This is a genomic window from Mesorhizobium kowhaii (assembly GCF_003253745.1).
Lineage (GTDB): Bacteria > Pseudomonadota > Alphaproteobacteria > Rhizobiales > Rhizobiaceae > Mesorhizobium > Mesorhizobium kowhaii.
Genome location: NZ_MZXV01000013.1, coordinates 283,782 through 309,702 on the forward strand (window position 1 = coordinate 283,782; position 25,921 = coordinate 309,702).

The following is a 25,921-nucleotide window of genomic DNA, read 5'->3' on the forward strand; positions in this document are numbered from 1 at the left end:
TGCCGTCAGTCGTTGGGAAACAGGATCGTTCCAATATCCATTGCACCGTGCAGGACGTGCAGTATTTCCACGGTGTCAGCTCTAACGCGATAGAAAATCAGATAGTTGCCGTGGACGCGCCAACGAATGCCTGAGGATCGATGCCGCTCAAAGAGCGGATACCGCTCCGGCATGGAGCGCAATTCCATGCAATCGTGGTGCAATTCCTGAATGAATGTCACGGCGCGAAACGGATTGTGCCGCGCGATGTAGTCACCAATGGCTGCAAGGTCTGCTTCAGCCCGACGGGTGAAGACCAGCCGCTTCACCCGTTCTTCTCTGCCATTGCCTTATACTTGGCCTCGAGCCTGTCCAGCACCTCGTCGCCGGGCTTCACCCGACCGGCGTCGGCATCGGAAATGCCTTCTGCGAGGGCAGCGTCGAGGGCAGCAAGGCGCTTCTCCCGCTCTTCGACGAGGCGAACGCCCTCACGCAGCACTTCGCTCTTCGAATTGTAGCGACCGGTGCTGACAAGCTGGTTTACGACATCTTCGAGACGGCTACCCAGGTCTGCGCTAATGGCCATGACGGTTCTCTCCTGCAAAACCATCCTAGAACAATAATAGTTATTGATCAGGCTTGCCAGGGATTTTGGTAGGACGCACCCGACTTGATGCCGCAGCAGGCTTCAACGTTCTTGCATTCTGCGCACAGCACCACTACGTCAAATTGTCCAAGCGAGGATTTGCCATGTCGACCGGACCGAACCGCATTCTCGATGAATTCGCCAAGCTGATGACCGATGCCGCCGGCGCCGCCCAAGGCGTGCGCCGCGAGGTCGAGACCGCCTTCAAGGGCCAGGCCGAACGCATCCTCAACACCATGGACGTGGTGCAGCGCGAAGAGTTCGAAGCCGCGCGCGAGATGGCCGCCAAGGCCCGGGAAGAAAACACCCGCCTTGCCGAACGTATCGAGGCGCTCGAGGCGAAGCTTGCCGAAATGACCGGACAGGTCACACCGGCGGCGACGGCAAAGCCCCGCGCAAAAAAATAATCATTAAACTTTTCCACATAGCCCGATCCTGAAAAGCGCTTTGCCGTGAATCGCTTAACAGCGTTGCATGAATCTTTGTGACAGCGGCTTTCCACATGCGAATGACGCAGTGCGAAAAATTGGGCTGTTCACGCGACTCCCGATCAATAGACTGAATTTGTTGCATGATTCGGAGCAGGGTCATGTGGCCGGGCGGTGGGGTCCGGTCTGGGGTCTTTGTGTCGAGAAGTCCTGGCCGTCCGAGTTCTAGACAAGATTGTTCGTTGTGTGTGCCCTCCCGCGGAGCGTGTGGCGGCGCTCCTCAGAACGACAGGAAGCATTCCATGGAACTTCTCGAACTCGAATTCTCCCGCGAAATCCATCCGGTGGATGTTATCGAGCAGGTGGCCCACAACAACGACTGGTCCTTTGAGCGGGCAGGTGATGACGAGATCTCGATCTCGGTTGCCGGCAGCTGGACCGACTATCACGTCTCCTTCTCGTGGATGGAGGATTTCGAGGCGCTGCACCTGGCCTGCGCCTTCGACATCAAGGTGCCGGAGGCCCGCGCGCTGGAAGTGATGCGGCTGCTTTCGCTGATCAACGAGCAGATGCTGTTCGGCCATTTCGACCTCTGGGAGCAGGAGGGCGCGATCATGTTCCGCCAATCGCTGCTGCTGGCCGGTGGGGTCGAGCCGTCGAGCCAGCAGGTCGAAGTGTTGCTTTCGTCGGCGCTGGAAGCCTGCGAATGCTATTTCCAGGCCTTCCAGTTCGTCGTCTGGTCGGGAACCTCGGCCAAGGACGCGCTGGCCGGCGTGCTGTTCGAGACCTACGGCAACGCCTGAGTCACGGTAAGGCAAACAAGACAGAGATGAGTTCGAGCCGCGAGCGCAAGCCCGAGATCAGTTTTGCCGACTTCGATCGTGTCGACATCCGCGCCGGCACGATCGTCGAGGCCGAACCGTTTCCCGAGGCGCGCAAGCCGGCGTTCAAGCTGAAGATCGATTTCGGTGCCGACATCGGCATCAAGAAATCCTCGGCGCAGATCACCAAATACTATGTGCCCGAGACGCTGATCGGCCGACAGGTGTTCGCGGTGGTCAATTTCCCGCCGCGCCAGATCGGCCCGTTCATGTCGGAAGTGCTGACTCTCGGCTTTCCCGACGAGGAGGGCGCCGTGGTGCTCGGCGCCATCGAGCGGAAGGTGCCCGACGGGGGTCGGCTGTTTTAAAATTGACGAGCGGGCTTCCTTCATCCGCATTGGTCTCCATCCCAGCCAGCAGATTGATCAAAATCGACCTGATTTTGGATCCCCTCCGGTTCCGTCATCTCCTGGCTCGATCTTTTCTTGCCAGATGCAACTTGGCCCGGCGTGCTCAAAAGAACCTCGCCGAGCTCAGCACGGCCAGGAAACCCCGGCAGCCGCCATCATGGTGCCGCAGCCGGCCGAATTGAAGCGATACCTGGGGGCCGAAACGCGCCGAGAATGGTTCCGACCGTTGCAGCTGAGAGCACGAGATGCAGGACGTCGAACGGCCATGCGAGTCCGAAATGCATCAGCATAAGGTTTAAGAAGGAAGGTGACGCACCATCCGCGGGAATTAGGATCAAGCCTCCGGCCAGGACCAGCCCATATTTGAGTATGGCGACTATTGCGAGAACGATGAACATTATGGCGACGAAACGCAGATGATTGCCGTCGAGCGCACGCCAGCATCCGATCGGATCAAACGATCCCGTCCAGAGGAAATCGCCGACAAAGAGATATGTCCAGACAAGTACGAAACCACCCGCGAACACGTTGAAGACTCCCATCGCCGACGTCCAAGGCGCGACGTCCTCAGGGCTGAGCGGTAGGTCACGTGTGGCCAGCAGGCCGGCAACAAGCAGTCTGTGCTCGCCGGCGACCGCAAAGCCGCAAAGAAGCTGGATGGCCGCGAGAAGCAACGCAGCCAGAAGAATCCGCTGGCCGAGCTCAAAGCGCAGGCCCGGGATCGCGAAGCGCTTAACACTTTCAATGCCGCGCCGAACAACGACACGGCCGTGCTCGGGCGCGTTTGCCATGCGGTCCAGAACGAACGCAAAGACCATCGCCGAAAACGGCGCGGCAACAATCGCGGAAAGCCAAGTCGTGGGATCAAAGCCTCGCGATAGAAGCCAGGTGGGCGCCTGCCCCGGATCGGCAAAAAGAATAAGAGCAAGCACCGCCAGACAGAGCGTCGTCAGAAAGCAGGGAAACCAGGCGGCCACGAAAAGTGGCCAGGCATTCGCACGGCAATAGTCGAACACCCTCGCAACGGTCTTGCTGATGCGCAAGACGCGACGCTTCGGCGATACGGCAGGCAACTCCTCCAGCGTAGAAATCGGCGTCAATCCCGCAGGGAACTACACACGCAGAATAATGCACCGCAAGGAACTGTCGCACAAGCTCTCGCAAGGAGCGCGCTCGCAGGGGTCAAAGCTCGCCGGCGCAGGATCTCCGGTGCATCTCAACAACTTCACGCGGAAGACTTGTCCAAGGGCATTGGCAAGTTGTCGAAGTTCCGGATTTCCTGAGAGAAATGCACGAATGGGCGGCATTGAAGAGGCCACACAACTGCCACCGATCCGCATCGCCGAGGGCTGACGCCAGTTTACAATACATCCAGCTGAGGCCGGTTTGCCATTGGCGGCCTCTTGCGCTTCCGCTGCTCACATACCCAGAAGTATGCTCCGCTCTGGTTCTCGGAGCCCACCATTCTCAACTCGGCCTGACCTGGATCCATTCTAAGCCCGCGATATTTCTTAGGCCGCCAGCTTCCCCGTCGTGCCAAGTGCTTCCTCGACCGTGTCGAGAAACATTTCGGCGCAGGCTTTCCAACTGTAGCGCATGGCGCGGTCGCGCGCCTCGGCGCGGTCGACGTTGAGGGCGGCGAGCGCCGCCTCGCGCAGGTCGGTCGACACCGCGCCGCCAAAGCCGTCGCCGACGATGTCGATCGGCCCTGTTACCGGATAGGCGGCGACCGGCGTGCCGCTGGCCAGCGCCTCGATGATGACGTTGCCGAACGTGTCGGTGCGGCTGGGGAAGACGAAGACGTCGGCCGAGGCGTAGATCTCAGCCAGTTCGTCATTGGGACGATGGCCGAGGAAATGCGCTTGCGGGTATTTCGCCTTCAGCTTGGCCAGTTCCGGACCCTCGCCGACGACCACCTTGCTGCCGGGCAGATCGAGGTCGAGAAAGGCCGAGAGGTTCTTTTCGATGGCGACACGGCCGACGCAGAGGAAGATCGGTCCCGGGAAGCCGAGATCCTTCTTTTTGTCCGGCCGGAAATGGTCGGTGTCGACGCCACGCGTCCAAGGCTTGAGCTTGTTGAAGCCACGCGCCGCAAGATCGTCGGCGAGCGACTGCGTGGCGACCAGCGTGCCCTGGCCGGAATTGTGGAAATCGCGCAGCCAGCGATAGGCCCAGCTTTCCGGCACCGGCAGGCGGGCGCTCAGATATTCGGGAAAGCGGGTGTGATAGCTGGTGGTGAACGGCCGGCCGGCATTGCGGCAATAGCGCCGCGCCATGATGCCCAGCGGTCCCTCGGTGACGATGTGGATGTGGTCCGCCTTGCCGGCTTCGATCAGGCGCGCGACATGGCCGGGCGTGGTCAGCGCCAGCCGGATGTCGGGGTAGGTCGGCAAGGGCAGCGTGCGAAAGATGTTGGGCGTCAGGAAATCCACCGCGACATCGAAGGATTTCAGCGTTTCGGTCAGCCGTTCCAGCGTGTGGACGACGCCATTGACCTGTGGGCGCCAGGCGTCGGTGACCATCAATATGCGCATGGCGGCCCTTTGCTCGAAAGGTCGACGGTTGCCTTGAGACGATGCCTAAGCGGCGACCAGCTTGCTGCTCTCGCTTCGCTCCGGCGCGCCCGGGCGGGCACGGGATCGAAGTGAGGCGGCAAGGCCGAATCAATGGAGGTCGCGCGCTTCATGCGCGCTCTTCACCATGGTTTCATGACGGGCGGATGAAGCCCCTCTCGTCCGCCGATCAGGCCGGAACCTTGATGACGGCGCGCAGGCCACCGAGCGGGCTGTCATCGAGGGTGATGTCGCCGCCATGGCTGCGGGCGATATCGCGGGCAATCGACAGGCCGAGCCCGGTGCCGCTTGCATCGAGGTTGCGAGCCTCGTCGAGCCGCACGAAGGGCTTGAATACGTCTTCGCGCCTGTCGGCTGGAATACCCGGGCCATCGTCGTCGATGGTGACCAGCAGCGAGCCGCGGCCATGGGTGGCGTTGACCTCCACCGTCTTGGCATAGCGGAAGGCGTTGCCGATGACGTTGGATAGTAGCCGGGCAAAAGCGTTCGGCCGCACATGCACATCAGGGTCGCCAACAAGCGTCGTCGACAGTTTGCGCTTGCGCAGTCCGGCTTCCTCGTCGAGCTTCTGGAAATAGGCGTCGAGATCGAACCGTCCGGCATCCTCGGAAGCCTCGCCGCGGGCAAAGGCGAGGTAGCCTTCGAGCATCGACTGCATGTCGTCGATGTCCTGGTCGAGCGCCGCCTTGGTCTCGGCCTTACCGCCGGCCAGAGCCAGTTGCAGCTTGAAGCGGGTGAGAATGGTTCGCAGGTCATGGCTGACGCCGGTCAGCATGGCTGTGCGTTGCTCGATCTGGCGTTCGATGCGCTCGCGCATCTGGATGAAGGCAAAGCCGGCGCGGCGAACCTCCTCGGCCCCGCGCGGCCGGAAATCGCGCGGCATCGGCCGGCCCTTGCCGAAGCTTTCGGCGGCTTCGGCGAGCGTCAGGATCGGCCGGATCTGGTTGCGCAGGAAGGGGATGGCGATCATCAGGAGCACCAGCGAGGTGCCGACCATCCAGATCAGGAAGATGTGGGTGTTCGAGGCATAGGCCTGGCTGCGGCGCACGAAGACGCGCAGCACCCTGTTCTCAAGCTGGACGCGCACCTCGACGATGTTGGAATTGCCGACCGTGTCGATCCAGAACGGGCGGTTGATCTGGCGGGTGATTTCGGCCGAGAGAACGTCGTCGAGGATCGAGAAGAAGGGTTTGGGACCCGGCGCGGGCAGCGGGTCGGGCGGCAAGAGGTCGACCTTCAGCTGCATGCGGTCCTGGGCGATGCGGATGATGTTGGCGTAGTCGGTGTCGTGCGGATAGGTCTCGATCATGTCGATGATGGCGGCGATGTCGCGCACGGTGGCCTGCGACAGACGCTGCGTTACGGTTGCCCAATGGCGTTCCATGAAGACGAAGGCGACGACCGATTGCAGCAGGATCATCGGAGCGATGACGATGATCAGCGAGCGGGCATAGAGCCGCTTCGGCATATAGAGCGAAACAAGGCGCCAGAACCGGTTCCAGGCACGCGGCACCGCCTTCAGCGTGCGCGCGGCGCGTGCGCTCAAGCCATTGCCCGGCTGTTGCAGTTCCGTGGTTGCCATTCGCTCTTTTCGCTTGCCCGCAACCGTTCAGCCGGCCGCAGGCGGCATTCTATTCCACGCTGAGGCGATACCCAATACCGCGTACGGTCTGCAACCAGACCGGATTGGACGGATCGCGCTCGATCTTGCGGCGCAGCCGGTTGATCTGGACGTCGATGGTGCGCTCGCCGACTTCCGAATCGTCGCCGACAAGCTCGTGGCGGGGTATCGTCTCACCTGCCCGCGCGGCGAAGATCGCCAGGATCTCCTGCTCGCGGTCAGTCAGCTTCAGTGCCTCGCCGCCGCGCTTCAATTCGCGCCTGGCGATCTGGAACGTGTAGGGGCCGAAGACCAGCTGCTCGACCTTGGGCGTTGTCGTCGGGCCGCCGCGGCGCAGGATGTTGTTGATGCGCAGGATCAGCTCGCGCGGATCGAAAGGTTTCGGCAGATAGTCGTCTGCGCCGGCCTCGAGCCCGCTGATGCGGCTGTCGGTTTCCGACAGCGCCGTCAGCATCAGGATCGGCACGTTCTTTTCGGCGCGCAGCGACTTGGTTAGGTCGACGCCCGTTTCACCGGGCATCATCACGTCGAGGATCAGAAGATCGAAGTCGAGGCCGGCAAGCTTGCGCCTGGCTTCGCCGGCATTGCCGGCGACGGTGACGCGAAAGCCGTTTTCGGTCAGATACTGCTTGAGAAGATTGCGGATGCGGGTGTCGTCGTCGACGACAAGCAAGTGCGGCGCGTCGTCGTCCGGTGCGGCCGCGTGATCGACCCTTTCAGTGCTCTCCATGGCTTTTCCCTGACATTTTTGCGGACCCAACGTCGATCTGCGCTCTTAGTTCCGGATTGACCATCGCTTCGAGGAACCGTTCAACCAGGGTCCGTTCGGTTATCCCGGAATCTCCCAATGCAGCATGGATGCGGCGCGACTGTGGCCGCGCCAGCGCCAGCGCCAGCGCGCGGCCCTTGGCTGTCGGATAGAGCTCGCGCTGGCGGCGGTCGCGCGGACCTTGCAACTGCACAACATGATCGGTGTCGATCAATTGCTTGAGCACCCGCGCCAGGCTCTGTTTGGTGATCTTCAGCACGTCGAGCAGTTCGGCAACCGTCAGGCCCGGCCTGCGGTTGACGAAATGCAGCACCCGGTGGTGGGCGCGGCCGAAGCCGTAATCGGCCAGGATCTGATCCGGATCGGAGGTGAAGTCGCGATAGGCGAAGAAGAGCAGCTCGATGATGGCGAAGTCGATGCCGTCCTCGTCGGTGATCGCCGTCCTGATCGGTTTCCCGGCTGCGTGGCTTCGATCCGTCATCTTTTCTCCGCTTGAAAGAGAGATTATGTCAGTACTATTGACGTAATTTCCCTGCAATGGTAATTTTTGACAAGCTTTTGGGCGGATTGCGAACGAAAAGGCAAGAGAGGCCGGTTTTTCCGGAACTTCCTGAGTTTGCCAGAGCGCAATTATCCGCCTACGCTCCAGCATAAAGACCGCTTTGCGCGGCCGACACGAAACACACAACGATACAACACTATGCGGGCTGCCGCCCGCGGGAGGTTACCATGGCATCCGTTCCCTTCGATCAACTGGACGGCTTCATCTGGATGAATGGCGCGTTCGTCCAATGGGGTGACGCCAAGATCCACGTGCTGACCCATGGCCTGCACTACGCCAGCGCCGTCTTCGAGGGCGAGCGCGCCTATGGCGGCGAGATCTTCAAGCTTAACGAACACACCGAGCGCCTGCATGAATCGGCGCGCCTGCTTGGCTTCAAGATTCCCTATTCGGTGGCCGAGCTCAACGATGCTTCCACCACGCTTTTGACGAAGCAGGGTTTCCAGGACGCCTATGTCCGGCCGATCGCCTGGCGTGGCAGCGAACAGATGGGCGTTTCGGCGCAGAACAACCGTATCAACTGCGCCATCGCCATCTGGCAGTGGCCGAGCTACTTCGATCCGGCGCAGAAGCTGAAGGGCATCCGCCTCGACGTTGCGGAATGGCGCCGGCCCGACCCGCGCACGGCGCCGTCCAAGTCGAAGGCCGCCGGCCTCTACATGATCTGTACCATGTCCAAGCACGCCGCCGAGGCCAAGGGCTATGCCGATGCCATGATGCTCGACTGGCGTGGCCAGGTTGCCGAAGCGACCGGCGCCAACATCTTCTTCGTCAAGGACGGCAAGATCCACACGCCCAAGCCCGATTGCTTCCTCGACGGCATCACCCGCCGCACGGTCATTGGCCTGGCCAAGGATCGCGGTCTGGAGGTAATCGAACGCGCAATCATGCCGGAAGAACTCGAGGGCTTCGAGCAGTGCTTCCTGACCGGGACCGCGGCGGAAGTGACGCCGGTTTCGGAGATCGGATCTTACCGATTCGAGGTCGGCGAAATCGCCAAGAACCTTATGAACGACTATTCTGCGGCGGTTCAGCCCAAGCACGCGATCGCGGCAGAATAACGAAAGTCACAGCTTTTCCAGCAAGCAGGGGCGGTTTTAGGGTCGCCCCTTTTATTTAAGCGTTTCTGCATTTGACTTTCGTCCAATTCAGCGTCTCATGATGGTGTCGGCCCGGGAGGCTGGCAGCTATGGAGGGACTAATCATATGGACATGAACACGCTTCTTCCGATCATCATACAGGTGATTGCAGGTGTCATCGGTGGTCAGGCGGTCGGTGCGGCGCTCAAGACGGCGGCGATGGGTCAGCTTCCCAAAATCCTGGGTGGCGCCATTGGCGGCGTCGGCGGTGCGGCGATCCTCGGCAGCCTGCTTGGTGGTGGCGCGGTCGATCCGGCGGCTGCGGCAGCAGCAACGAGCGGTCTCGGCAGCGCGCTGAACCTCAACAACATCGTCGGCGGCGCCGGCGGCGGCGCGATCCTGACCGGCATTCTCGGCGCGGTCATGGGCGCCATGAAGAAGTAAGCCATTCGGTCTAGGCGTTTTGATTGGGCGGCTTCGGCCGCCCATTTCTTTTTTGAGCTACTGACTGTCGTCTTTTCGAGGAGTGGACGGCCTTCGCCCGCACTGTCTCTTAAAGCGCGTCGCGTCGAAACGGATTCATGCGACGCGCTTTAAGTCTTTGTTTGTATGCATGTCGTTGTCTCAAAACCGGGGCCACTTTTGAGCGACATGCATTAGTTGACGCAATTCCCTAAGGGAAAGCGCTACGCGCTTTTCCCGGGAAAACCGTTTCACACTTTTCCTGGAATTGCTCTACATCACGCTGGAATAGCGAAAGGACAATCATGGGTCAGCTCAATGCCGGCATCGTGCCGGTCACACCGTTCCAGCAGAATTGCACCATCCTGTTCGACATGGACGACAAGCATGGTGTCGTCGTCGATCCGGGCGGCGACATTGACAAGGTGCTGGCGGTGCTGAAGGACAATGCGATATCCGCGGGGGCGATCTGGCTAACGCATGGCCATATCGATCATGCCGGCGGCGCCATGGAGTTGAAGGAGGCGCTCGGCATCGACATCATCGGCCCGCATGAGGCCGACAAGTCGTTGCTCGACAATCTGGAAAACCAGGGCAGGCGTTACGGCATCGCCGGCGCGCGCAACTGTGTGCCCGACCGGTTCCTCACCGAAGGCGACACCGTGTCGTTCGGCTCGCATGTGTTCGAGGTGTTGCATTGCCCCGGCCACGCGCCTGGCCATGTCGTCTACTACAACCGCGCGGCCAAGTTCGCCCATGTCGGCGACGTGCTGTTTCGTGGCTCGGTCGGCCGCACCGACCTGCCGGGCGGCGACCACGCGGCGCTGATCGCCTCGATCAAGGATAAGCTCCTGCCGCTCGGCGACGACATCGGCTTTGTCTGCGGCCACGGTCCCGGCGGACGCTTCGGCGAGGAGCGCCGGACCAACCCCTTTCTGACTTAAGGGCGCCTGTGTTGCAGCCAATCCCTTCTCCCCGTACTTCACGGGGAGAAGGTGCCGGCAGGCGGATGAGGGGCAGCGCCGACCTCAAGAGAAATCTTGGACGTCAAGCCCAACAACAAAAAGCGCTGGCCTCGCGGTCAGCGCTTTTTGTTTGGGGCAGGGAAGCCCTTGATCTTAGTTCGCCGTGCAGAAATGCTGTTCGCCGTCATTGCCGGTGAACGTGCCGGTGCGGGAGTTGAAGGTACGGTAGCGGTCCGAGCAATAGTCATACCAGCCACGCGTCCACGGCTCGGCGTAGCCTTCATTGTAGACAACCCTCGGCTCCGCATAGTAGCGGCGGACCGGTGCCGGGCGCACCACTACGTCGCGATCGTAGTAACCGTCATCGTAATAATCGTCTGGGGGCGGCCGGTCATTGGCCAACGCGCCACCGATCAGCGCGCCGGCGGCAAGGCCGAGCACGCCGGCGGCAATCGCGTCGCCGTCGCCGTGATGGCCGTGATGGCGCCAGTCACCCGCGTTGGCGGCGGGCAGGGTCATGAGTGTGGTGGCGACCACGGCAGCGGACAGGACGGCGGTCTTGAAAATTCGGTTCATGTCGGTCTCCTTCGTAACCGGCCCGTGCAGTTTCGGGGGATGCGGTCCGGCTTTACCAAAGACTAATATGCGACCGTGGCTGAATGGGGGCTGAACGGATTTCGACGCGTCAATATCAAAACAAGCGTCAAAGACCCCTCAAGGGAGCGGGGCTATCCAGCCGGCCCGCCGCCTGTCTGAAGCCGGCTCAGCCGACCGACAGGTTGACGGCCTTCGGGCCCTTGCCACGCTTGTCCGGTTCCGTGTCGAAGGACACTTTCTGGCCATCCTCAAGACCAGGAAGACCCGACGCCTGCACGGCTGAAATATGGACGAAAACATCCTTCGCGCCATCATCGGGCGTGATGAAGCCGAAGCCTTTGGCATGGTTGAAGAATTTGACGGTGCCGGTCTGCGGCATGGGAAGCTCCTTTGATCCCATAAAGTCCAGTCTCGGGCCGGCAAATGCCCGAATGGAAATTTGTCCTTTATTTTAGCGCCATCGGCAAGAGAAAGTTTTGCGGGCCCCTAAAGCGCGTCGCGTTTGAAGGGATTCAGACGACGCGCTTTAAGTCTTTGTTTTTATGCATGTCGTTGACTCAAAACCTCCGCGCGCTTTTGTGCGACATGCATTGGGCAGAACGCGCGGCGCGAAAAAGGCGCGACGAAAACCGCCGCGCCTTTTCAAAAATTCAAATCCCTCTCCAAGCCAGGTCCAGGCATTGGAGCCTCCGTCGTGCGTCAGAGACGCTCGGCGTGCCGATGGCTCAGGCAGCGCGGAGGTTGACGGCCTTGGGGCCCTTGCCCATGCGATCCGGCTCGACGTCGAAGGTGACCTTCTGGCCGTCGACGAGCGTGCGCAGGCCGGAGGCCTCGATCGCGGAAATATGGACGAACACATCCTTGGCGCCGCCGTCGGGCGTGATGAAACCGAAGCCTTTGGTCGCGTTGAAGAATTTAACGGTGCCGGTCTGGGCCATTGGGGAAACTCCTTCACCCGTTCAGTCTGGTGGTCCTGCCCGCCGCCTGGCGCAATGGGCAAGTCCCGGTGGTTGCTTCGGCAGTCATGCATTGGCGCATGGTCAAACCCCCCGCCGAAAACGGGGCCGTCAGAGATTCACAGTATCGGGGAAAGGTCGTCCAAAACGTTCCGCTCTCCGGGTCGCAAATGCCCGAACACGGAATTTATCGCACGGAAACGTGAAGGTTGCAAGATAGCGCCGCGGGCCGCCGCTCTGGACGCATCCCGACGCATGGATCGACTGACCTGAGCATCGATGCGGCTCGACATAGGCTTGGTTGCCGGCTCGGTCATCGGCCCAGAGCGCGGCCACGAATGGGCCAGATGTCGTGGCCGCCAGCGAGATGGGGCTGATGGGTGCCATGGCTCCACGCATCGTTTCCCAGCGGGGAGGCTGCGAACGGGGTTGCATTTGGCAAGGGAATGGCAAGGATCGTCTTCCGGGGACGGGATCGAGGGAGAGATCAACATGAAGTTTCTGGCGGCAATCTTTTCGCGGCAAGGTTTTGCCATCCTGTTCCTGTCGGCAATTCTTGCCGCCTGCACCGTCGTCGTCGATGAGGGACCAGGGCCGCGTCCGCGTCCGCCACGGCCCGAACCGCAATATTGCAGCAGGCAGTACGAGCCGGTCTGCGCCCGGCGCGGCGGCGACCGCCAGACCTTCGCCAATGCCTGCCTTGCCGACCGGGCCGGCTACCGCATTGTGCGCGACGGTCCGTGCCGCGACGGCGGCAGTGGCGGTGGCGGCGAAGAGCAGACGTTCTGCACCCGCGAATATGCTCCCGTGTGCGCGCGCCGGCATGGCGAACTGCGCACCTTTCCCAATTCCTGCGAAGCCCGCGCCGCGGACTATCGCGTCGTTGACGACGGACCGTGCTGACAGGGCCGGTTTTCTGCCTTCTCCCACGCAAGGGGAGAAGGCAGGTGTTGCCTGCTGGCAGGTAGCGCTCGCCTCTACGCCGGCGCCTTCGCCTGCCGACAATAGGCGATGAACTCGGCCGCGGGCATGGGTCTGGCGAAAAGCCAGCCCTGGCCATATTCAACGTCGTGTTCCACCAGGTAATCGGCTTGTGCCTGCGTTTCCACGCCTTCGGCAACGATCTTCAGCTTCAGCGTCTTGGCCATGCCGATGATGTGCGGGGTGACGGAACTGGTGGCGGAATTCGTGCTGATCGTGTCGATGAACGACTTGTCGATCTTCAACGCATCGAGCGGCAGCCCCTCGAGATAGGACAGGCTGGAATAGCCGGTGCCGAAGTCGTCGATCACCACTGCGTGGCCAAGTTCGCGGGCACGAACGACGGTCGAACGCGCCGAGTTGATATCGACAAAACCGCGTTCCGTCGCCTCGAGCCAGATCTGCTGGGGCTCGATGCCGGTGTGCTGCAATGCCTTTTCGATAACCGGTAGAACCCGCGCCGTGCTGACGTCGGTTGCGCTGAGATTGATGGCGATGTGGATGGAACGATCGGCGACCAGAAGCCTGTTCAGGTCGAAGACAACGAGCGCAATGACCTGATCGGTGATCGCCGTGATCAGGCCGCTCTCTTCCGCCAGCGGAATGAAGAGGTCGGGCCGGACCAGGGAACCGTTCGGTCGCTTCCAGCGCACCAGCGCTTCCGCGCCGATGCAATTGCCGGTCCTGAGTTCGACGATCGGCTGATAGTGGACGATGAATTCGCGCTTGCGCACCGCGATCTGCAATTCTCCCAACGGTGAAAGCCGCCGTCGCGACAGCCAGACAACCATGCCGATGATGAAGGCGGCCATGAAAGCACCGAGCGGGAGCAGCAGAAGCCGCTGCTGGCGAACGCTGTCCAGAATCTGGCTCTTCGGCTCGGCGGCGACAGCGATCCAGCCCGTCCCGCGCGCGGTGGCAAACAGGAGATCGTCATCGATGCCTTCGTCGGGGCCGGCGATGATCTTCTCGATGCGGGCGGGATCCGGGCCGTTCAGCGCACCGAGCAGGATGCCCGTTTCCGTCGTCAGCGCGAGCTGGACGCCGGGATCGACGATGACGTCGACAAAGCGTACTGGATCGACAAGGACATTGTGGTCCTTGTATCGCAGTGCCATCAGCAAATGACCTTCGCTCATCACCGGCTGCATGCGGGCGGTGACGGCAATACCGTCCCTGGTGGTGAAATCCGGGACGGTTTGAGCAACGCGCCCTTCGGTCAGTCCCCATGACGAGCATTTGAGCAGGCCATTTTCGAAATAGCCCATCTCCTCGGTCGAGCGTGTGTTGATAGTGAGTTGCCGCATGCGGGCTATGTGGTCCGCCGAACAGCGGATGCCGGTGAACTGATCGATCTGCAGCAAAGCGGCCGTCGCATCGCCGCGCGAGATGTCGGCCCTGGCGATGGCGCGGCTGGCGAACAGCTGCAGCCGTTTGTGTTCCTTTTGGACCGCCTGGATCCATGAAAGGTGAACCATTGCCGCGATGGGCACGATGGCGCCAAGCAAGGCCAACACCACCGCCGTCACGATGATGCGCGACCTGTCCATACGACTCCTGCCTTCGGACGCGAGCGGCGATTGCAATGGGGCGCCCGCGACCTCGCGGGCCACCAATTGCGGCAGCCGCCCGGTTCGGCCGATCTTACGGCGTCGACCTTACATGAACTTTAATGGGACCATGCGGCAAGCATCGCTCCCTCTAAGCTGGATACGCCCCGTCGGCCGGACCGGCGTAGAGCTCGCTGCCATTGTCGTCGGAAATACGCAGGCGATCGGGGATTTGCGGCATGGCCAGCGTATGGAACAGCGCGGTGGCACCCTGCAGGGCGGCGCGCAGGTTCGGCGCTTCCAGCGATACCTTGTCGAGCGTGGCTTCGTCCGCGTCGCGCGACCGGTAGAACTCGATGACGAAGTTCAAGCGCGCCTCCGTGGTGCGGCAGAGCGTTGCGCGGGCCTGTTCAATCGGTCCGTCGCCTTACGCAGGGCGACGGAGAGGGCGCACGAAGCGCCCCTGGGCGTCAGCCCTTCGACTTCGGCTTCAGGCTGCTCTCTGCCTGCTTGACAGCAGAGCCGAACGGGGAGGCGGGCTTGGCCACGACCTTGTCCTTCTTCGGCTTGCGTGTTTCGCGATTGCTTCGCTGTTGACCCTTGGACATGTCGTGCTCCTGGTGTGTGTTGGCTTGGCTTTGCTGGGCGCTCAGACGACCGGGTTATCACTAACAACCGAGTTGTCAGAGACAACCGGGTTGTTGGCCACAACCGGGTTGTCGGCCGGTTCGAGATTGTCTTCCGTGGTGACCCGCTCATGGGTCTCCTGCTCGCTGCGGATGCGGTATTGCGGCGAGCCGTCCTTAACCGGCAGCCTGCTCTTGATCTGGAACAGTTCCGCGGTTTTCTGGACGAGGCCGGTGCGGCTCTTCATGCGGACAGTCTGACCGATCGCAAACTGGTGCGCGGGCGTGTCGGTGCGCGGGCGCGCATTCTGCTGGAAACGGATCATGCTGCATTCTCCCTGTCGCGCTTCAGCGCTGTTTCGAGTTCGAGGTAATCGATGGCGACAAGCTGGCTGGTGGTCGGGTTTTTCACTGCCCTTGCCGGCAAATGGATGAAGGTGGCGACGCGGCGCCAGGCAAGCCGCGACATGCCCTCGATCACCTCTTCGTCGTGATCGATGTCGTAGTCGCCGGCCGGCAGCTGTCCTTCCAGTCCGCCGAGCACGAAGGGTGCCGCGAAATGCGCGATGGAGTGGGTGGTGCGGTCCGTCATTGTCTTGCCTTGATGCTTCCGCAGCGGTCCCTGAAAGCAAAAAAGCGGGGACGAGCCCCGCTTTCCTATTTCCCGCAATCGCTGGAAATAAGCCGCTTTCGAGAGCTGCCAGTACATCCGTGGTCAGCGTTCATCGAATTCGGCCGGATCAGATCAGTTGCAAATTGGCGGCCGACTCGCGGCCCTTGGTGTCACGCTCCAACTCGAACTGCAGCTTCTGGCCTTCAGCGAGGCCAGGGAAGCCGGCGCGCTCCAGCGCGCTGACATGGACGAAAACGTCCTTGCCGCCATCGGTCGGCTGAATGAAGCCGAAACCCTTCTGGCCATTGTAGAACTTTACGGTTCCGGTGTTCATGTGGGTCTTTCGAGGAATGAGAAATGGTCGCGAAGCGCGGCCAATATCGATGATTTGGAATGAGATTGGCGGGTCGAGAACCTCTGACGCCGCGAGATGCCAATTCTGGCCCAAAACGATCCTGAACAGATAGGCCTTTGTCTCAATTTAATCAAGGCAATTTAAAAGAAAATCGAATTACGCTCAGAAAATTGCTCGCTGTAACTTTCAAAAAAATGATGATACAAATCCAGCGATTTCAAAAATTGCTTGAAGAGAGGCGGGAACATTTCTCCCGGTATTTAAATTTTATTTATGCATGGAAGGACGATACCTCATGATTTCTGAAACAACATCGGCAGGAGCCGCAGTCACGGTCGGGCCATTGGTTAAACCAGTGATGGCAAAGCCCATCCTGTCGCCGCGGCTGACCATCAGAAGTGACGAAGCGGCAAAACGAAGGGTCGCCGATACCGATGGAACGCTCCGTCGTGCCAGGCAGGTTGCGGAGACCAACCGGTTGATTTGATCGCTTCTACACTGACGGATACCAAGCGAAGCCTTGAACCTGATGCGCCGATGGCCTAGATCGGTTCATCGTTTCACTGAAACGCCGAACCGCTCTATCTCTTTGTTTTGGCGCAATTCCCAAGGGAAAGCGCCATGCGCTTTCCCGGGAAAACCGTTTCACACTTTTCCTGGAATTGCTGTAGATCGCGGCCGGCGGACAAACACGGCAGGTTTCTCATTAACAGAGATCAGAGAAGAGCGGCGGGCGCGGGAGCCAGATCTGGCGCTGGAGGACAGCCACCGCTGGGGCTTGATCAGCATGTGCAGCAGGCGCTGCAACTGCACCAGGCCGGGCGCCGGCAAGAGGCCGAGGCGATCTACCGGCAGGTGCTGGCGCAAAAGGCCAATCACGCCGCCGCTGCGCACTTCCTTGGGTTGTTGCTGCACCAGACCGGGCGCAGCGCCGAAGGGCTTGATCTCATCGAGCAGTCGGTGCGGTTGCAGCCCGGCAATCCGGATTTTCTCAACAATCTCGGCACAGTGTTGCGCGATCTCGGCCAGGTCGCTGCTGCCGTCGACTGCTTTCGCAAGGCAGTGACGCTGCGGCCCGACCAACTGGCGGCGCGCGACAATCTCGGCTCATCGTTGAAGCAGCTCGGCCAGTTCGAGGGCGCCGAAGACATTTATCGCGGTACCCTCGGACGCAATCCGTTCCATGTCCGCGCGCGCATCGGACTTGCCGAAACGCTACAAGAAGCCGGTCGTCTGGACGAGGCGCTTGCCGTCTTCCGCGAGGCGCTGACCATCCGGCCCAAGGACGCCGACCTGCTGCACGGGCTGGGCGTCGGGCTGATGGAAAAGGGCAAGCTCGACGAAGCGGTCGATCTTTTCCGGCAGGCGCTGGCGGTCGACCCCGGCATGGCCAGAGCCTGGCTGATGCTGACGCAGGTCAAGCGCCAGAAGGAGCGTGACAGCGAATTGACCAGCATGGAGGCCCAGCATGCCAAGGCGCCGCAGGACAGCCTGGCGCGCATGCAGTTGTCCTTCGGTCTCGGCAAGGCCAATGACGATCTGAAGGATTATGGCAGGGCCTTCGACTATTTCGCCGAAGGCAATGCGATCCGCCGCAAGGGCATCGACTACGATGCGGCCAGGACGCGCGCCGAATTCGAGGCCATGAAGGCAACCTTCGAAGCCGGCTTCTTCGAAAAACACAAGCCGAGCTCAATTGCCGACGACACGCCGATCTTCGTCGTCGGCATGCCGCGCTCCGGCACGACGCTGGTCGAGCAGATCATCGCCAGCCATCCCCAGGTCTATGGCGCTGGCGAGCTCAGCATCCTGAAGACGGCGGTGGGCAAGCAGTTTCCGTTGACCATGAAGGGCGGCTTTCCAGCAGGGATCGCCGACATGCCCGACAAGGCTTTTGCCGAAGCCGCCGAGGCCTATCTCGACATGCTGCACGCCCGCTATCCCGGCTTCAAGCATGTCACCGACAAGATGCCGGGCAACTTCCTGCTTGTCGGCTTCCTCCATCTGATGTTGCCGAAAGCGAAGATCGTCCATTGCGCCCGCGACGCGGCGGCGACGTGCCTGTCGATCTACAAGGTGCATTTCCGCGGCGACAGCCATCGCTACGGCTACGACCTCGGCGAACTCGCCGATTTCCACAACCTCTACACCGACATCATGGCGCATTGGCATACGGTGCTGCCTGGGGTGGTGCATGATGTGCGCTATGAGGATTTCGTCGCCGACCAGGAAGGGCAGACGCGGGCGCTGATCGCCCATCTCGGCCTGCCATGGAACGATGCGGTGCTGTCGTTCCACGAGACCGACCGGCCGGTGCGCACGGCTTCCGCCGCGCAGGTGCGCCAGCCGATGTATCAGGGCTCGGTCGATCTGTGGAAGCGCTATGGCGATCGGCTGAAGCCGCTGCTCGACAAGTTGGACTGACGCCTACAGCTCCATGAACGGCTTGAAGCCGCCGAAGATCATGCGCTTGCCGTCGAACGGCATCGTTGCCCAGTCGGGTTTCATGCGCGGGTCGGCCATCACCTTGGCCATGACGGCATCGCGGCTTTCTCGCGATTCGTAGACGATCCAGGAGAAGACGACGATCTCGTCGTCCTTGGCCTGCACGGCACGCGGGAAAGAGGTGACCTCGCCATACGGCACGTCGTCGCCGACGCATTCGGCATAGGCGAGCGCACCGTACTCCATCCAGACGATTCCGGCGGTGTTGGCGAGCTTCTTGTAGTCGTCGAGTTTTGCCTTGGGCACGGCAAGCACGAAGCCATCGACATAGGACATTGTGGGTCTCCTTTGCTGAAATCGAGCGCCGGGCCGGCAGGGATGCAACCCGGCGCAGGTGAGCGCATCATCCCCCCGCCGGCGGCAAGGGGCATTGCTGCTCGCTGAAAAAACTTACTTCACCGGGGCGTTCATTGCCCAGGCCACGCCGAAGGGGTCACGCATCTGTCCCCAGCGGTCGCCCCAGAACATCACCTGCAGCGGCACCACTTCCTCGCAGCCGGCCTCGATGGCGCGCTTCCACCATGTTTCGATGGTGTCGTCCTGGAGGTGCAACTGCATGGTGTAGCCCTGCGGATTTTGATGCGGGTGGCCGTGCTCGGGATAGGCGTCGCCCAGCATCAGCGTCGAGCCGTTGATGTGAAGATGGATGTGCATGGTGCGGCCCTGTTCGTCGGCCGGATAGGCAAAGACCTGTTCGGCGCCGAAGGCCTTCTTGTAGAATTCGGCGGCCTTGAAGGCGCCGTCCACCTGCAGATAGGGGGTCAATCCGCCGAGCACTTTCGCCGCGGGCTGAACGGGGGTCTGATCAGTCATATCTTGCTCCTCTTTGCGTTTGGCTTAGCCTTGCGAACCATAGGACGCATGAGGTGACGGCGATCCTACAGGGCCGTGGAAATTTTTCGCAAGCCGCCCGCACAGACCTGGTAGCCGGTGGTTTGAGGGGAGTCGTGAAATGAACTTGCGTCGGCGGGGCTCAATCAGAGCGCAATTCTCGCGGCTCGCAGGATAGAACAGGGGGGCTACGTGGCTTCCTCACGCCTGGGACGACAATGATCCTCTATTACCAGACCCATTCGCCCTTCGCGCGCAAGGCGCTCGTCTTCGCTTACGAGGTCGGCATTGCCGATCGGCTCGAGGTCATTCATCACGAGACCAGCCCGACCTTGCGCAATGCCAGCGTCTACGCCGAAAATCCACTCGGCAAGGTGCCGGTGCTGTTGCGGCCCGGTGCGTCGCCGATCTTCGATTCCGATGTCATCTGCGCCTACTTCGATACACTGCATGGCGGCCGCAAATTGCTGCCGCAAGACGGCGAGACGCGCTGGCAGGCGTTGCGGCTGCAGTCGGTCGCTCAGGGCCTAGCGCAGACGGGCATTGCCTTGCGCTGGGAGACGGAAAGGAGACCCGAACAGCTGCGTTATGGTGCTCTTGCCGAAGGATACCGGGAAAAGATCGAGGCAAGCTACGACTGGATCGAAAGCGCTCTGGACGACGAAGCGCCGCTTCATGTCGGGCCATATAGCCCTGGCCACCACGCTGTCCTGGATGGCGTTCCGTCACCTTCCGCCCTTTCGCTCGCGGGCGGTGCTCACGCACTGGTTCGAGGCTTTCGAAAAGCGCGCGTCGATGCAGGCGACGCCGCTTTCGGGCGATACGCATGATTGACCAGCGGCCGCCTCGGTCAGGGTGCTCTGCAGATACGAGGGCCGTTCTGCGGGTCGATGAAATTTCGGGCCAGCCGATGTCCTTGCGCAGCTCGATCGGCAAGGACAGGAGGGCGCGCTCACTGCGATGGCGAGCGCGAGCAGCCGCGTAACGGGTGGCGATGCGGCCTATGGATGACAGGGTGAACATGATGCTTTCTCCTTGCTTGAAGCCGGCATCATCGTGTCGGCATCCCAAGGACGAGGCAGGTTCAGGCGACCCGACAGGTCGTCGAAATTTTTCTTCAGATGACCGAGGCGGCCAGCGCCGTGTCGTAATATTCCACCATCTCGACGATCTTGCCGTCGCGGACCGTCCAGAAATCAGCGGTACGCATGACAAGCTCCTGGCCGGTGGTTTTGCGCGTCAAATGGATTTCGACCTGCGCCGCAATCCTGTCGCCGCCGTCGATGATGTCCACTGGGACGAAGCTCCGGTACTCGAAATCGCTGTCCAGCGCCATGAGGCGGGCAAGGAACTCCTGCTTGCCGTTGCCTGCCGCGATGAAAGGTGCCTGCGGTTCGGCGACCCAGCGGAAGACGATATCATCGGCGCAGTCGACCAGCGCGCCCTCGATGTCGCGTTTTGCATAAGCATCATACAGGTTCTTGACGACGTCCACCCCGCGCATGACCGGTATCCTCCCTCGGTTTGCGAAACCTCAGGATGCGCCTTTTTCGGCCAGCGGGGAAGTGTGGCCGGCAGAACTCGAATGCCGGCCCGGCGGACGCTTGGCGTTTCTTCAGCCGGTGCCCTCGGCCACCGAGCGGAAGAAATCCTCCGGGTCCTCGACTTCGGTCAGCCGCCGCTTCTCGATCAGCCAGAAGCGGTTGCCGATGGCGCGGATGAAGGAGCGGTCGTGCGAGGCGAGCACGCAGCTTGCCTGATGCGCCAGCAGCTCGGCTTCCAGCGCTTCCTGGCCGTCGATGTCGAGATGGTTGGTCGGCTCGTCGAGCAGATAGAAATTGGGGTTGGCGAGCCTGAGCGCCAGCATCATCAGTCGCGCCTTCTGGCCGCCGGACAACACGTCGATCCGGCGCTCCTGCATGTCGATGCCGACGCCGGCACCGGCGAGCAGCGAGCGGGCGCGCTGTTCGCCGACATCATAGCGGCGCGAGACCATCGCCAGCGGCGTGTCGTCGCCGCTGATGCCCGACAGCGCCTGGTCGCTGTAGCCGAGCACTGTCGACGGCGTCACCTTCACGTTCTGCACCGTATCCGCTTCGAGGATGGCGTTGCGGATCAGGGTGACGAAGCGCGATTTGCCGATGCCGTTGCGGCCGAGCAGGACGATGCGATCGCCCTGGCAAATGTGGCGCTTGCCGGTCCTGAACAGCAGCGTTCCGTCAGGGGTTTCCACCGCCGCGTCCTCGAGCGTGATCAGCACCTTGGCATGGGTGCCGCGATTGGCGAGCCTGATCGCGCCGGACGACTTCTCGCGATGGGCCGGAGCAGCCGCCTCTTCCAGGCGCTCCGCCCGCTGGTTGAGCTGCTTGGTCTTGACTGTCAAAAGGTCGCTGCCGGAATTGATGCCGATGTTGTTGAGCTTGGCGGCCTGCCGGCGCAATTGCTGCGCCGCCTTCATGTCGCGCTGGAACTTGCGCTCCGTCGAGGCGTCGACGTCGTCGAGCGCCTGCCTTGCCCTGGAGTAGGGCAGGGCAAACACAGGCGATTGTTCCGGGCGTAGGAACAGCGTCCGGTTGGTGGTGGCGTCGAGAAAGGCGCGGTCGTGACTGGCGGTCACCACCGGCACTTCGCGCGGCAGCGTGTTGAGCCAGGTCTCAAGCTGGCTGATCCTGGCCAGGTCGAGATGGTTGGTCGGCTCGTCGAGCAGCAGCACATCCGGATCGGTGACCCAGACGCGGGCGATCAGTGCCAGCCGCTGCCAACCGCCGCTCAGCGCCTGCATTTGCCGTTCGCGCATGGGCTCGGGCACGTCGAGTGAATCGAGAACCACATCGACGCGCCACAGCTCGCTTTCGGCCTGCTCGGGCGGCAAGGCGTCGGCCACCACCTGGTGGAACGTTCGGTCGAGAAGGGCTGTGGCAACGGACTGTTCGCATGGCCGACGCGCAGGCCGCGCGTGCGGGTTATGTCGCCAAAGGTCGGCTCCATTTCGCCGGTCAGGCATTTGAGCAAGGTCGACTTGCCGCGGCCGTTGGCGGCAACGATGCCGAGCCGGTCGCCGGTGCCGATGGTCAGGTCGAGATTGGCAAACAGCGGCGCACTCATGGTGACGCCGAGGGATTTGAGGCTGATCAGGGCCATTTTGATTTCTCTGGTCTTGCCGGAGAAAACTCCGGTTCAATGCACTTTGACGGTGCGCGTGCTGGCCATCAGGCTCGGCGTTGCAACACCACGAAGGGCAGACCAAAAAAATCGAAGCGGGAAAAACCCGGACCGTCCCTGGTCAGCCCTGCAAGCAAGCTCGCAGGGCAGAAATCGGGCCACGCTGACGATGGTGACGAAAAAACGTAAACACGTGAGCCCTCCTTTCAAGACGTTCGAGTGTGGGGATTGACTACACCAAAGGCGGGGCCGATGGCAAGGCTGCCGGGGCGCGAAGGATCGCTACCGTCCCGGCCTGCCCGTCTTGCCCGGCCGGCGCTTTTCGCGGCGGGCGTCGCCTGGATCCTCGTAGGAACCAATGCCGGCGCGCTCGCGCTTGACGGGTTTGTCGCCCTCGATCGGTGTCTCGGTCCGCCGCACCGTCATCTCATCGAGCGAGTTCTTCTTGAACAGCGGTTTGGTGGCGTCGCCAGGCATGCCGAAATCGGAGCCGTGCGCCTCTTCGGCCGACTGTTTCTTGAACAGCGAACGCGACACGGCGCCGGCGGGTGTCGGCATGTCGGTGCCCGGCCCCATGGCGTCGAGCGACGGCTTGCGGAACAGGGCGGATCTGACGCGATCCTGTGCACTCTCTTTCGGTTTGCTGACCGCCGCAACAGGGATGTTTCCCTTGTCGTCGGCCGTGCGGTGGATGGCGCGGCCCTTGTTATGCTTGCCCTTCTCGCGGCCCGAAACCGGGCTTTCCACGTCGGCGTACTTCGCCAGCGGATCTTCGGAGATCGACAGCTCCATCTCGCGCAGCCGCTTGATCTCGTCGCGGATGCGGGCCGCCTTCTCGAAATCGAGATTGGCGGCGGCGTCGCGCATCTGCTTGTCCATGGCGTCGAGATGGGCCTTGAGATTGTTGCCCATCATGGCGCCGGCGCTGTCGGTGAACTGCGAGATGTCGGCGCGGACATGGTCCTTCTCGTAGACCGAGTCCAGAATGTCCGAGATGCGCGACTTGACCGATTCCGGCGTGATGCCGTTGGCCGCGTTCCACTCCATCTGCTTTTCGCGGCGGCGGCTGGTCTCGGCCATCGCCCGTTCCATCGAGCCGGTGACCTGGTCGGCATAGAGGATGACCTTGCCGTCGACGTTTCTGGCCGCGCGGCCGATGGTCTGGATCAGCGAGGTTTCCGAACGCAAAAAACCTTCCTTGTCGGCATCGAGAATGGCGACGAAGCCGCATTCGGGAATGTCGAGGCCCTCGCGCAAGAGGTTGATGCCGACCAGCACGTCGAAGGCGCCAAGGCGCAGGTCACGCAGGATCTCGATGCGCTCCAGCGTGTCGATGTCGGAGTGCATGTAGCGCACGCGGATGCCTTGCTCGTGCAGATATTCGGTCAGGTCCTCGGCCATGCGCTTGGTCAGCACGGTCACCAGCGTGCGGTAGCCGGCCTTGGTGGTGTCGCGGATCTCGCCGACGACATCGTCGACCTGGCTCTTGGCCGGGCGCACTTCGACCGGCGGATCGATGAGGCCGGTCGGGCGGATGACCTGCTCGGCAAAGACGCCGCCGGCCTGTTCCATTTCCCAGCCGCCCGGCGTTGCCGAGACGGCGACGGAGAGCGGGCGCATGGCGTCCCATTCCTCGAAGCGCAGCGGCCGGTTGTCCATGCAGGACGGCAGGCGGAAGCCGTATTCGGCCAGCGTCGCCTTGCGCCTGAAGTCGCCGCGATACATGCCGCCGATCTGCGGCACGGTGACGTGGCTTTCATCGATGAAGACCAGCGCGTTGTCGGGAATGTACTCGAACAGTGTTGGTGGCGGATCGCCCGGCTGGCGGCCGGTGAGATAGCGCGAATAGTTCTCGATGCCGGCGCAGGAGCCGGTCGCCTCCAGCATTTCCAGGTCGAAACGGGTGCGCTGTTCCAGCCGTTGTGCTTCGAGCAGCCGGCCGGCGCGCTCGAGTTCCACCAGCCGATGCTTGAGCTCTTCCTTGATCGACTTGATCGCCTGGTTGAGGGTCGGGCGCGGCGTCACATAGTGCGAGTTGGCGTAGATCTTGACGCTCTTCAACTCGCCGGTCTTCTGGCCGGTCAGCGGGTCGAACTCGGTGATCTGCTCGATTTCGTCGCCGAACATCGAGATGCGCCAGGCGCGATCTTCCAAGTGGGCCGGAAAGATCTCGATCGTGTCGCCGCGCACGCGGAACGAGCCGCGCACGAAGTTGATGTCCTGCCGCTTGTACTGCTGGGCGACGAGGTCGGCGAGCAGCGCGCGCTGGTCGAGCCGGTCGCCGATCTGCATCTGGAAGGTCATCGCCGTATAGGTCTCGACCGAGCCGATACCGTAGATGCAGGACACCGACGCGACTATGATAACGTCGTCGCGCTCGAGCAGCGAGCGCGTCGCCGAATGGCGCATCCGGTCGATCTGCTCGTTGATCGAGGATTCCTTCTCGATGAAGGTGTCGGTGCGCGGGACGTAGGCTTCCGGCTGGTAGTAGTCGTAATAGGAGACGAAATACTCGACGGCGTTTTCGGGGAAGAATTTCTTGAACTCGGAATAGAGCTGTGCGGCCAACGTCTTGTTCGGCGCCAGGATCAGCGCAGGGCGCTGCGTCTCCTCGATCACCTTGGCCATGGTGAATGTCTTGCCCGAGCCAGTAACACCGAGCAGCACCTGGGTGCGATCGCTGTTATCGACGCCTTCGACCAGATCCTTGATGGCGGTCGGCTGGTCGCCGGCCGGCTCGAAATCCGACACCATCTTGATGGCTATGCCGCCTTCGGATTTTTCCGGGCGGGCAGGGCGGTGCGGCGTCCACAGCACGCCGTCCTTGTGCAGGGGATTGCCGGATTCGATCAGCGCCGACAGCGCGGCGACGGTGGCGGTGACGCTGCCGGAGGCCATCGTCTCTGCGTCTTCCAGCGAGATGTCGAGGCCGGCGACCGGGTTCAGGCCGGCTGCGGTGCGTTCCCTGGCTGTCGCCGCGCCACCCATCGAGGTACCGCGCGAACTGCGGCCCGGGGAGGTTGAGCGCTCGGGGATCTTTTTCGACGGCTTCGGCGCCTTGCCGCCGTCGCCCCTGCCGACGAGACGTCCTTCCTTTTCGGCCTCCTGCTCGATCTGCTCGGCCCAATCGGCGATCGAACCGGTCAGCGGCGTGCCCGACAGTTCGGCCTGCGGCATCTCGGCAAAGCCGCCTTTGTGCAGCGGCTCCGAGGCGTCGAGGAAATCGGTCAGCGGACTGCGCCGCTTCGGCGCGGCGCGGTCGTCATTCGCCGTCGGCGGCGTTTTTTCATCGGGGGATTTGGCCATGTCCCGAATATGGGATTTCCTGGCCAAAATGGAAAGAGTGGGATGGAGGGAGGCGCTTCGCCGGATGCGGCTCCTGACAGAAGGCTGTCAGGAGGAAGCGGGATGGCACAGCCACGTGCCTCT

30 protein-coding genes and 2 pseudogenes are annotated in these 25,921 nt (G+C 62.0%); 11 read left to right on the forward strand and 21 right to left on the reverse strand.

The genetic code is table 11. The features are described 5' to 3' along the window. Window positions 1-5: 5 nt before the first annotated feature. Together B5V02_RS03770 and B5V02_RS03775 are read right to left on the reverse strand one after the other, a co-directional pair. The gene (locus tag B5V02_RS03770) at window positions 6-308 is read right to left on the reverse strand and encodes a type II toxin-antitoxin system RelE/ParE family toxin (RefSeq protein WP_208647038.1); all 303 of its coding nucleotides are present in this window, start codon (window positions 306-308) and stop codon (window positions 6-8) included. Beyond that, window positions 305-565, reverse strand: a complete 261-nt coding sequence (locus tag B5V02_RS03775; protein ID WP_111543720.1) for a type II toxin-antitoxin system ParD family antitoxin — start codon at window positions 563-565, stop codon at window positions 305-307. The genes B5V02_RS03770 and B5V02_RS03775 overlap by 4 nt, the downstream gene beginning before the upstream one ends. 164 nt (window positions 566-729) lie before the next feature. On the opposite strand from B5V02_RS03775, the gene B5V02_RS03780 reads away from it, so the two are divergent. The 3 genes from B5V02_RS03780 (at window position 730) to B5V02_RS03790 (ending at window position 2,242) form a co-directional block, all read left to right on the forward strand. Continuing rightward, window positions 730-1,032 (forward strand): accessory factor UbiK family protein, encoded by a 303-nt coding sequence (locus B5V02_RS03780; protein WP_111542889.1) that lies wholly within the window; start codon window positions 730-732, stop codon window positions 1,030-1,032. 323 nt (window positions 1,033-1,355) lie between these two features. Further along, window positions 1,356-1,856, forward strand: a complete 501-nt coding sequence (locus tag B5V02_RS03785; RefSeq protein WP_006202532.1) for a type III secretion system chaperone family protein — start codon at window positions 1,356-1,358, stop codon at window positions 1,854-1,856. 26 nt (window positions 1,857-1,882) lie between these two features. After that, entirely contained in the window at window positions 1,883-2,242 is a 360-nt protein-coding gene (locus B5V02_RS03790) for a tRNA-binding protein (RefSeq protein ID WP_111542890.1), read from the forward strand. A gap of 197 nt (window positions 2,243-2,439) precedes the next feature. Here the strand turns inward: B5V02_RS03790 and B5V02_RS03795 are convergent, their stop codons facing one another. Further along, window positions 2,440-3,327: a hypothetical protein gene (locus tag B5V02_RS03795; protein ID WP_245445667.1), complete on the reverse strand. Its 888-nt coding sequence runs from the start codon at window positions 3,325-3,327 to the stop codon at window positions 2,440-2,442. Here B5V02_RS03795 and B5V02_RS40420 point away from each other — a divergent pair. After that, entirely contained in the window at window positions 3,320-3,637 is a 318-nt protein-coding gene (locus B5V02_RS40420; protein ID WP_167458342.1) for a hypothetical protein, read from the forward strand. The two genes, B5V02_RS03795 and B5V02_RS40420, sit on opposite strands and share 8 nt — an antisense overlap. A 158-nt stretch (window positions 3,638-3,795) precedes the next feature. Here B5V02_RS40420 and B5V02_RS03800 read toward each other — a convergent pair whose 3' ends face one another. The 4 genes from B5V02_RS03800 to B5V02_RS03815 form a co-directional block, all read right to left on the reverse strand. Further along, complete coding sequence (locus B5V02_RS03800; protein WP_111542892.1) at window positions 3,796-4,818, reverse strand: glycosyltransferase family 4 protein; 1,023 nt, start codon at window positions 4,816-4,818, stop codon at window positions 3,796-3,798. A gap of 208 nt (window positions 4,819-5,026) precedes the next feature. Next, window positions 5,027-6,439: an ATP-binding protein gene (locus B5V02_RS03805; protein ID WP_111542893.1), complete on the reverse strand. Its 1,413-nt coding sequence runs from the start codon at window positions 6,437-6,439 to the stop codon at window positions 5,027-5,029. Between the two features lie 49 nt (window positions 6,440-6,488). After that, window positions 6,489-7,208: a response regulator gene (locus B5V02_RS03810; protein WP_111542894.1), complete on the reverse strand. Its 720-nt coding sequence runs from the start codon at window positions 7,206-7,208 to the stop codon at window positions 6,489-6,491. Continuing rightward, window positions 7,195-7,728: a MarR family winged helix-turn-helix transcriptional regulator gene (locus B5V02_RS03815; RefSeq protein WP_167392346.1), complete on the reverse strand. Its 534-nt coding sequence runs from the start codon at window positions 7,726-7,728 to the stop codon at window positions 7,195-7,197. Before B5V02_RS03815 ends, B5V02_RS03810 begins: the two co-directional genes overlap by 14 nt. Before the next feature lie 248 nt (window positions 7,729-7,976). On the opposite strand from B5V02_RS03815, the gene B5V02_RS03820 reads away from it, so the two are divergent. The 3 genes from B5V02_RS03820 (at window position 7,977) to B5V02_RS03835 (ending at window position 10,295) form a co-directional block, all read left to right on the forward strand. Beyond that, entirely contained in the window at window positions 7,977-8,870 is an 894-nt protein-coding gene (locus B5V02_RS03820; RefSeq protein ID WP_111542896.1) for a branched-chain amino acid aminotransferase, read from the forward strand. A 145-nt stretch (window positions 8,871-9,015) separates the two neighbouring features. Continuing rightward, window positions 9,016-9,333 (forward strand): hypothetical protein, encoded by a 318-nt coding sequence (locus B5V02_RS03825; protein ID WP_111542897.1) that lies wholly within the window; start codon window positions 9,016-9,018, stop codon window positions 9,331-9,333. A 323-nt stretch (window positions 9,334-9,656) separates the two neighbouring features. After that, on the forward strand, window positions 9,657-10,295 hold the full coding sequence (locus B5V02_RS03835; RefSeq protein WP_111542898.1) for an MBL fold metallo-hydrolase: 639 nt from the start codon (window positions 9,657-9,659) through the stop codon (window positions 10,293-10,295). Window positions 10,296-10,469: 174 nt separating this feature from the next. Here B5V02_RS03835 and B5V02_RS03840 read toward each other — a convergent pair whose 3' ends face one another. The 3 genes from B5V02_RS03840 to B5V02_RS03850 form a co-directional block, all read right to left on the reverse strand. Next, complete coding sequence (locus B5V02_RS03840; protein WP_111542899.1) at window positions 10,470-10,892, reverse strand: BA14K family protein; 423 nt, start codon at window positions 10,890-10,892, stop codon at window positions 10,470-10,472. 187 nt (window positions 10,893-11,079) lie between these two features. After that, on the reverse strand, window positions 11,080-11,292 hold the full coding sequence (locus B5V02_RS03845) for a cold-shock protein (protein WP_013530020.1): 213 nt from the start codon (window positions 11,290-11,292) through the stop codon (window positions 11,080-11,082). Between the two features lie 346 nt (window positions 11,293-11,638). Continuing rightward, entirely contained in the window at window positions 11,639-11,851 is a 213-nt protein-coding gene (locus tag B5V02_RS03850; RefSeq protein WP_006202520.1) for a cold-shock protein, read from the reverse strand. Between the two features lie 510 nt (window positions 11,852-12,361). Here B5V02_RS03850 and B5V02_RS03855 point away from each other — a divergent pair. Next, on the forward strand, window positions 12,362-12,772 hold the full coding sequence (locus B5V02_RS03855) for a Kazal-type serine protease inhibitor family protein (protein ID WP_111542900.1): 411 nt from the start codon (window positions 12,362-12,364) through the stop codon (window positions 12,770-12,772). A 74-nt stretch (window positions 12,773-12,846) separates the two neighbouring features. Here B5V02_RS03855 and B5V02_RS03860 read toward each other — a convergent pair whose 3' ends face one another. The 6 genes from B5V02_RS03860 to B5V02_RS03880 form a co-directional block, all read right to left on the reverse strand. Beyond that, a complete protein-coding gene (locus tag B5V02_RS03860; protein WP_111542901.1) occupies window positions 12,847-14,400 on the reverse strand; it encodes an EAL domain-containing protein in 1,554 nt (517 codons plus the stop codon). Between the two features lie 151 nt (window positions 14,401-14,551). Next, a complete protein-coding gene (locus B5V02_RS03865) occupies window positions 14,552-14,770 on the reverse strand; it encodes a hypothetical protein (protein WP_111542902.1) in 219 nt (72 codons plus the stop codon). 100 nt (window positions 14,771-14,870) lie between these two features. After that, window positions 14,871-15,008: a hypothetical protein gene (locus B5V02_RS40425; RefSeq protein WP_167458359.1), complete on the reverse strand. Its 138-nt coding sequence runs from the start codon at window positions 15,006-15,008 to the stop codon at window positions 14,871-14,873. Window positions 15,009-15,049: 41 nt separating this feature from the next. Beyond that, on the reverse strand, window positions 15,050-15,352 hold the full coding sequence (locus tag B5V02_RS03870; protein ID WP_111542903.1) for a hypothetical protein: 303 nt from the start codon (window positions 15,350-15,352) through the stop codon (window positions 15,050-15,052). Then, entirely contained in the window at window positions 15,349-15,618 is a 270-nt protein-coding gene (locus B5V02_RS03875; RefSeq protein ID WP_095090880.1) for a hypothetical protein, read from the reverse strand. Before B5V02_RS03875 ends, B5V02_RS03870 begins: the two co-directional genes overlap by 4 nt. 148 nt (window positions 15,619-15,766) lie before the next feature. After that, the gene (locus tag B5V02_RS03880; RefSeq protein WP_023809797.1) at window positions 15,767-15,973 is read right to left on the reverse strand and encodes a cold-shock protein; all 207 of its coding nucleotides are present in this window, start codon (window positions 15,971-15,973) and stop codon (window positions 15,767-15,769) included. A gap of 316 nt (window positions 15,974-16,289) precedes the next feature. Here B5V02_RS03880 and B5V02_RS03885 point away from each other — a divergent pair, with 316 nt between their 5' ends. After that, a complete protein-coding gene (locus tag B5V02_RS03885; protein WP_111542904.1) occupies window positions 16,290-16,481 on the forward strand; it encodes a hypothetical protein in 192 nt (63 codons plus the stop codon). A 302-nt stretch (window positions 16,482-16,783) separates the two neighbouring features. Beyond that, window positions 16,784-18,418: a tetratricopeptide repeat-containing sulfotransferase family protein gene (locus B5V02_RS03890; RefSeq protein WP_111542905.1), complete on the forward strand. Its 1,635-nt coding sequence runs from the start codon at window positions 16,784-16,786 to the stop codon at window positions 18,416-18,418. 3 nt (window positions 18,419-18,421) lie between these two features. Here the strand turns inward: B5V02_RS03890 and B5V02_RS03895 are convergent, their stop codons facing one another. Then, window positions 18,422-18,775, reverse strand: a complete 354-nt coding sequence (locus tag B5V02_RS03895) for a DUF1428 domain-containing protein (RefSeq protein ID WP_111542906.1) — start codon at window positions 18,773-18,775, stop codon at window positions 18,422-18,424. A 114-nt stretch (window positions 18,776-18,889) separates the two neighbouring features. Continuing rightward, the gene (locus B5V02_RS03900) at window positions 18,890-19,312 is read right to left on the reverse strand and encodes a VOC family protein (RefSeq protein ID WP_111542907.1); all 423 of its coding nucleotides are present in this window, start codon (window positions 19,310-19,312) and stop codon (window positions 18,890-18,892) included. A 236-nt stretch (window positions 19,313-19,548) separates the two neighbouring features. Here B5V02_RS03900 and B5V02_RS03905 point away from each other — a divergent pair. Next, window positions 19,549-20,164 (forward strand): annotated as a pseudogene (locus B5V02_RS03905) (glutathione S-transferase family protein). 283 nt (window positions 20,165-20,447) lie between these two features. Here the strand turns inward: B5V02_RS03905 and B5V02_RS03910 are convergent. The 3 genes and pseudogenes from B5V02_RS03910 to uvrB form a co-directional block, all read right to left on the reverse strand. After that, entirely contained in the window at window positions 20,448-20,834 is a 387-nt protein-coding gene (locus B5V02_RS03910; RefSeq protein WP_111542908.1) for a nuclear transport factor 2 family protein, read from the reverse strand. A 111-nt stretch (window positions 20,835-20,945) separates the two neighbouring features. Further along, window positions 20,946-22,471: pseudogene (locus tag B5V02_RS03915) on the reverse strand (ABC-F family ATP-binding cassette domain-containing protein). A 303-nt stretch (window positions 22,472-22,774) separates the two neighbouring features. Then, complete coding sequence (gene uvrB, locus B5V02_RS03920) at window positions 22,775-25,798, reverse strand: excinuclease ABC subunit UvrB (RefSeq protein WP_111542909.1); 3,024 nt, start codon at window positions 25,796-25,798, stop codon at window positions 22,775-22,777. Between the last annotated feature and the right edge of the window lie 123 nt (window positions 25,799-25,921).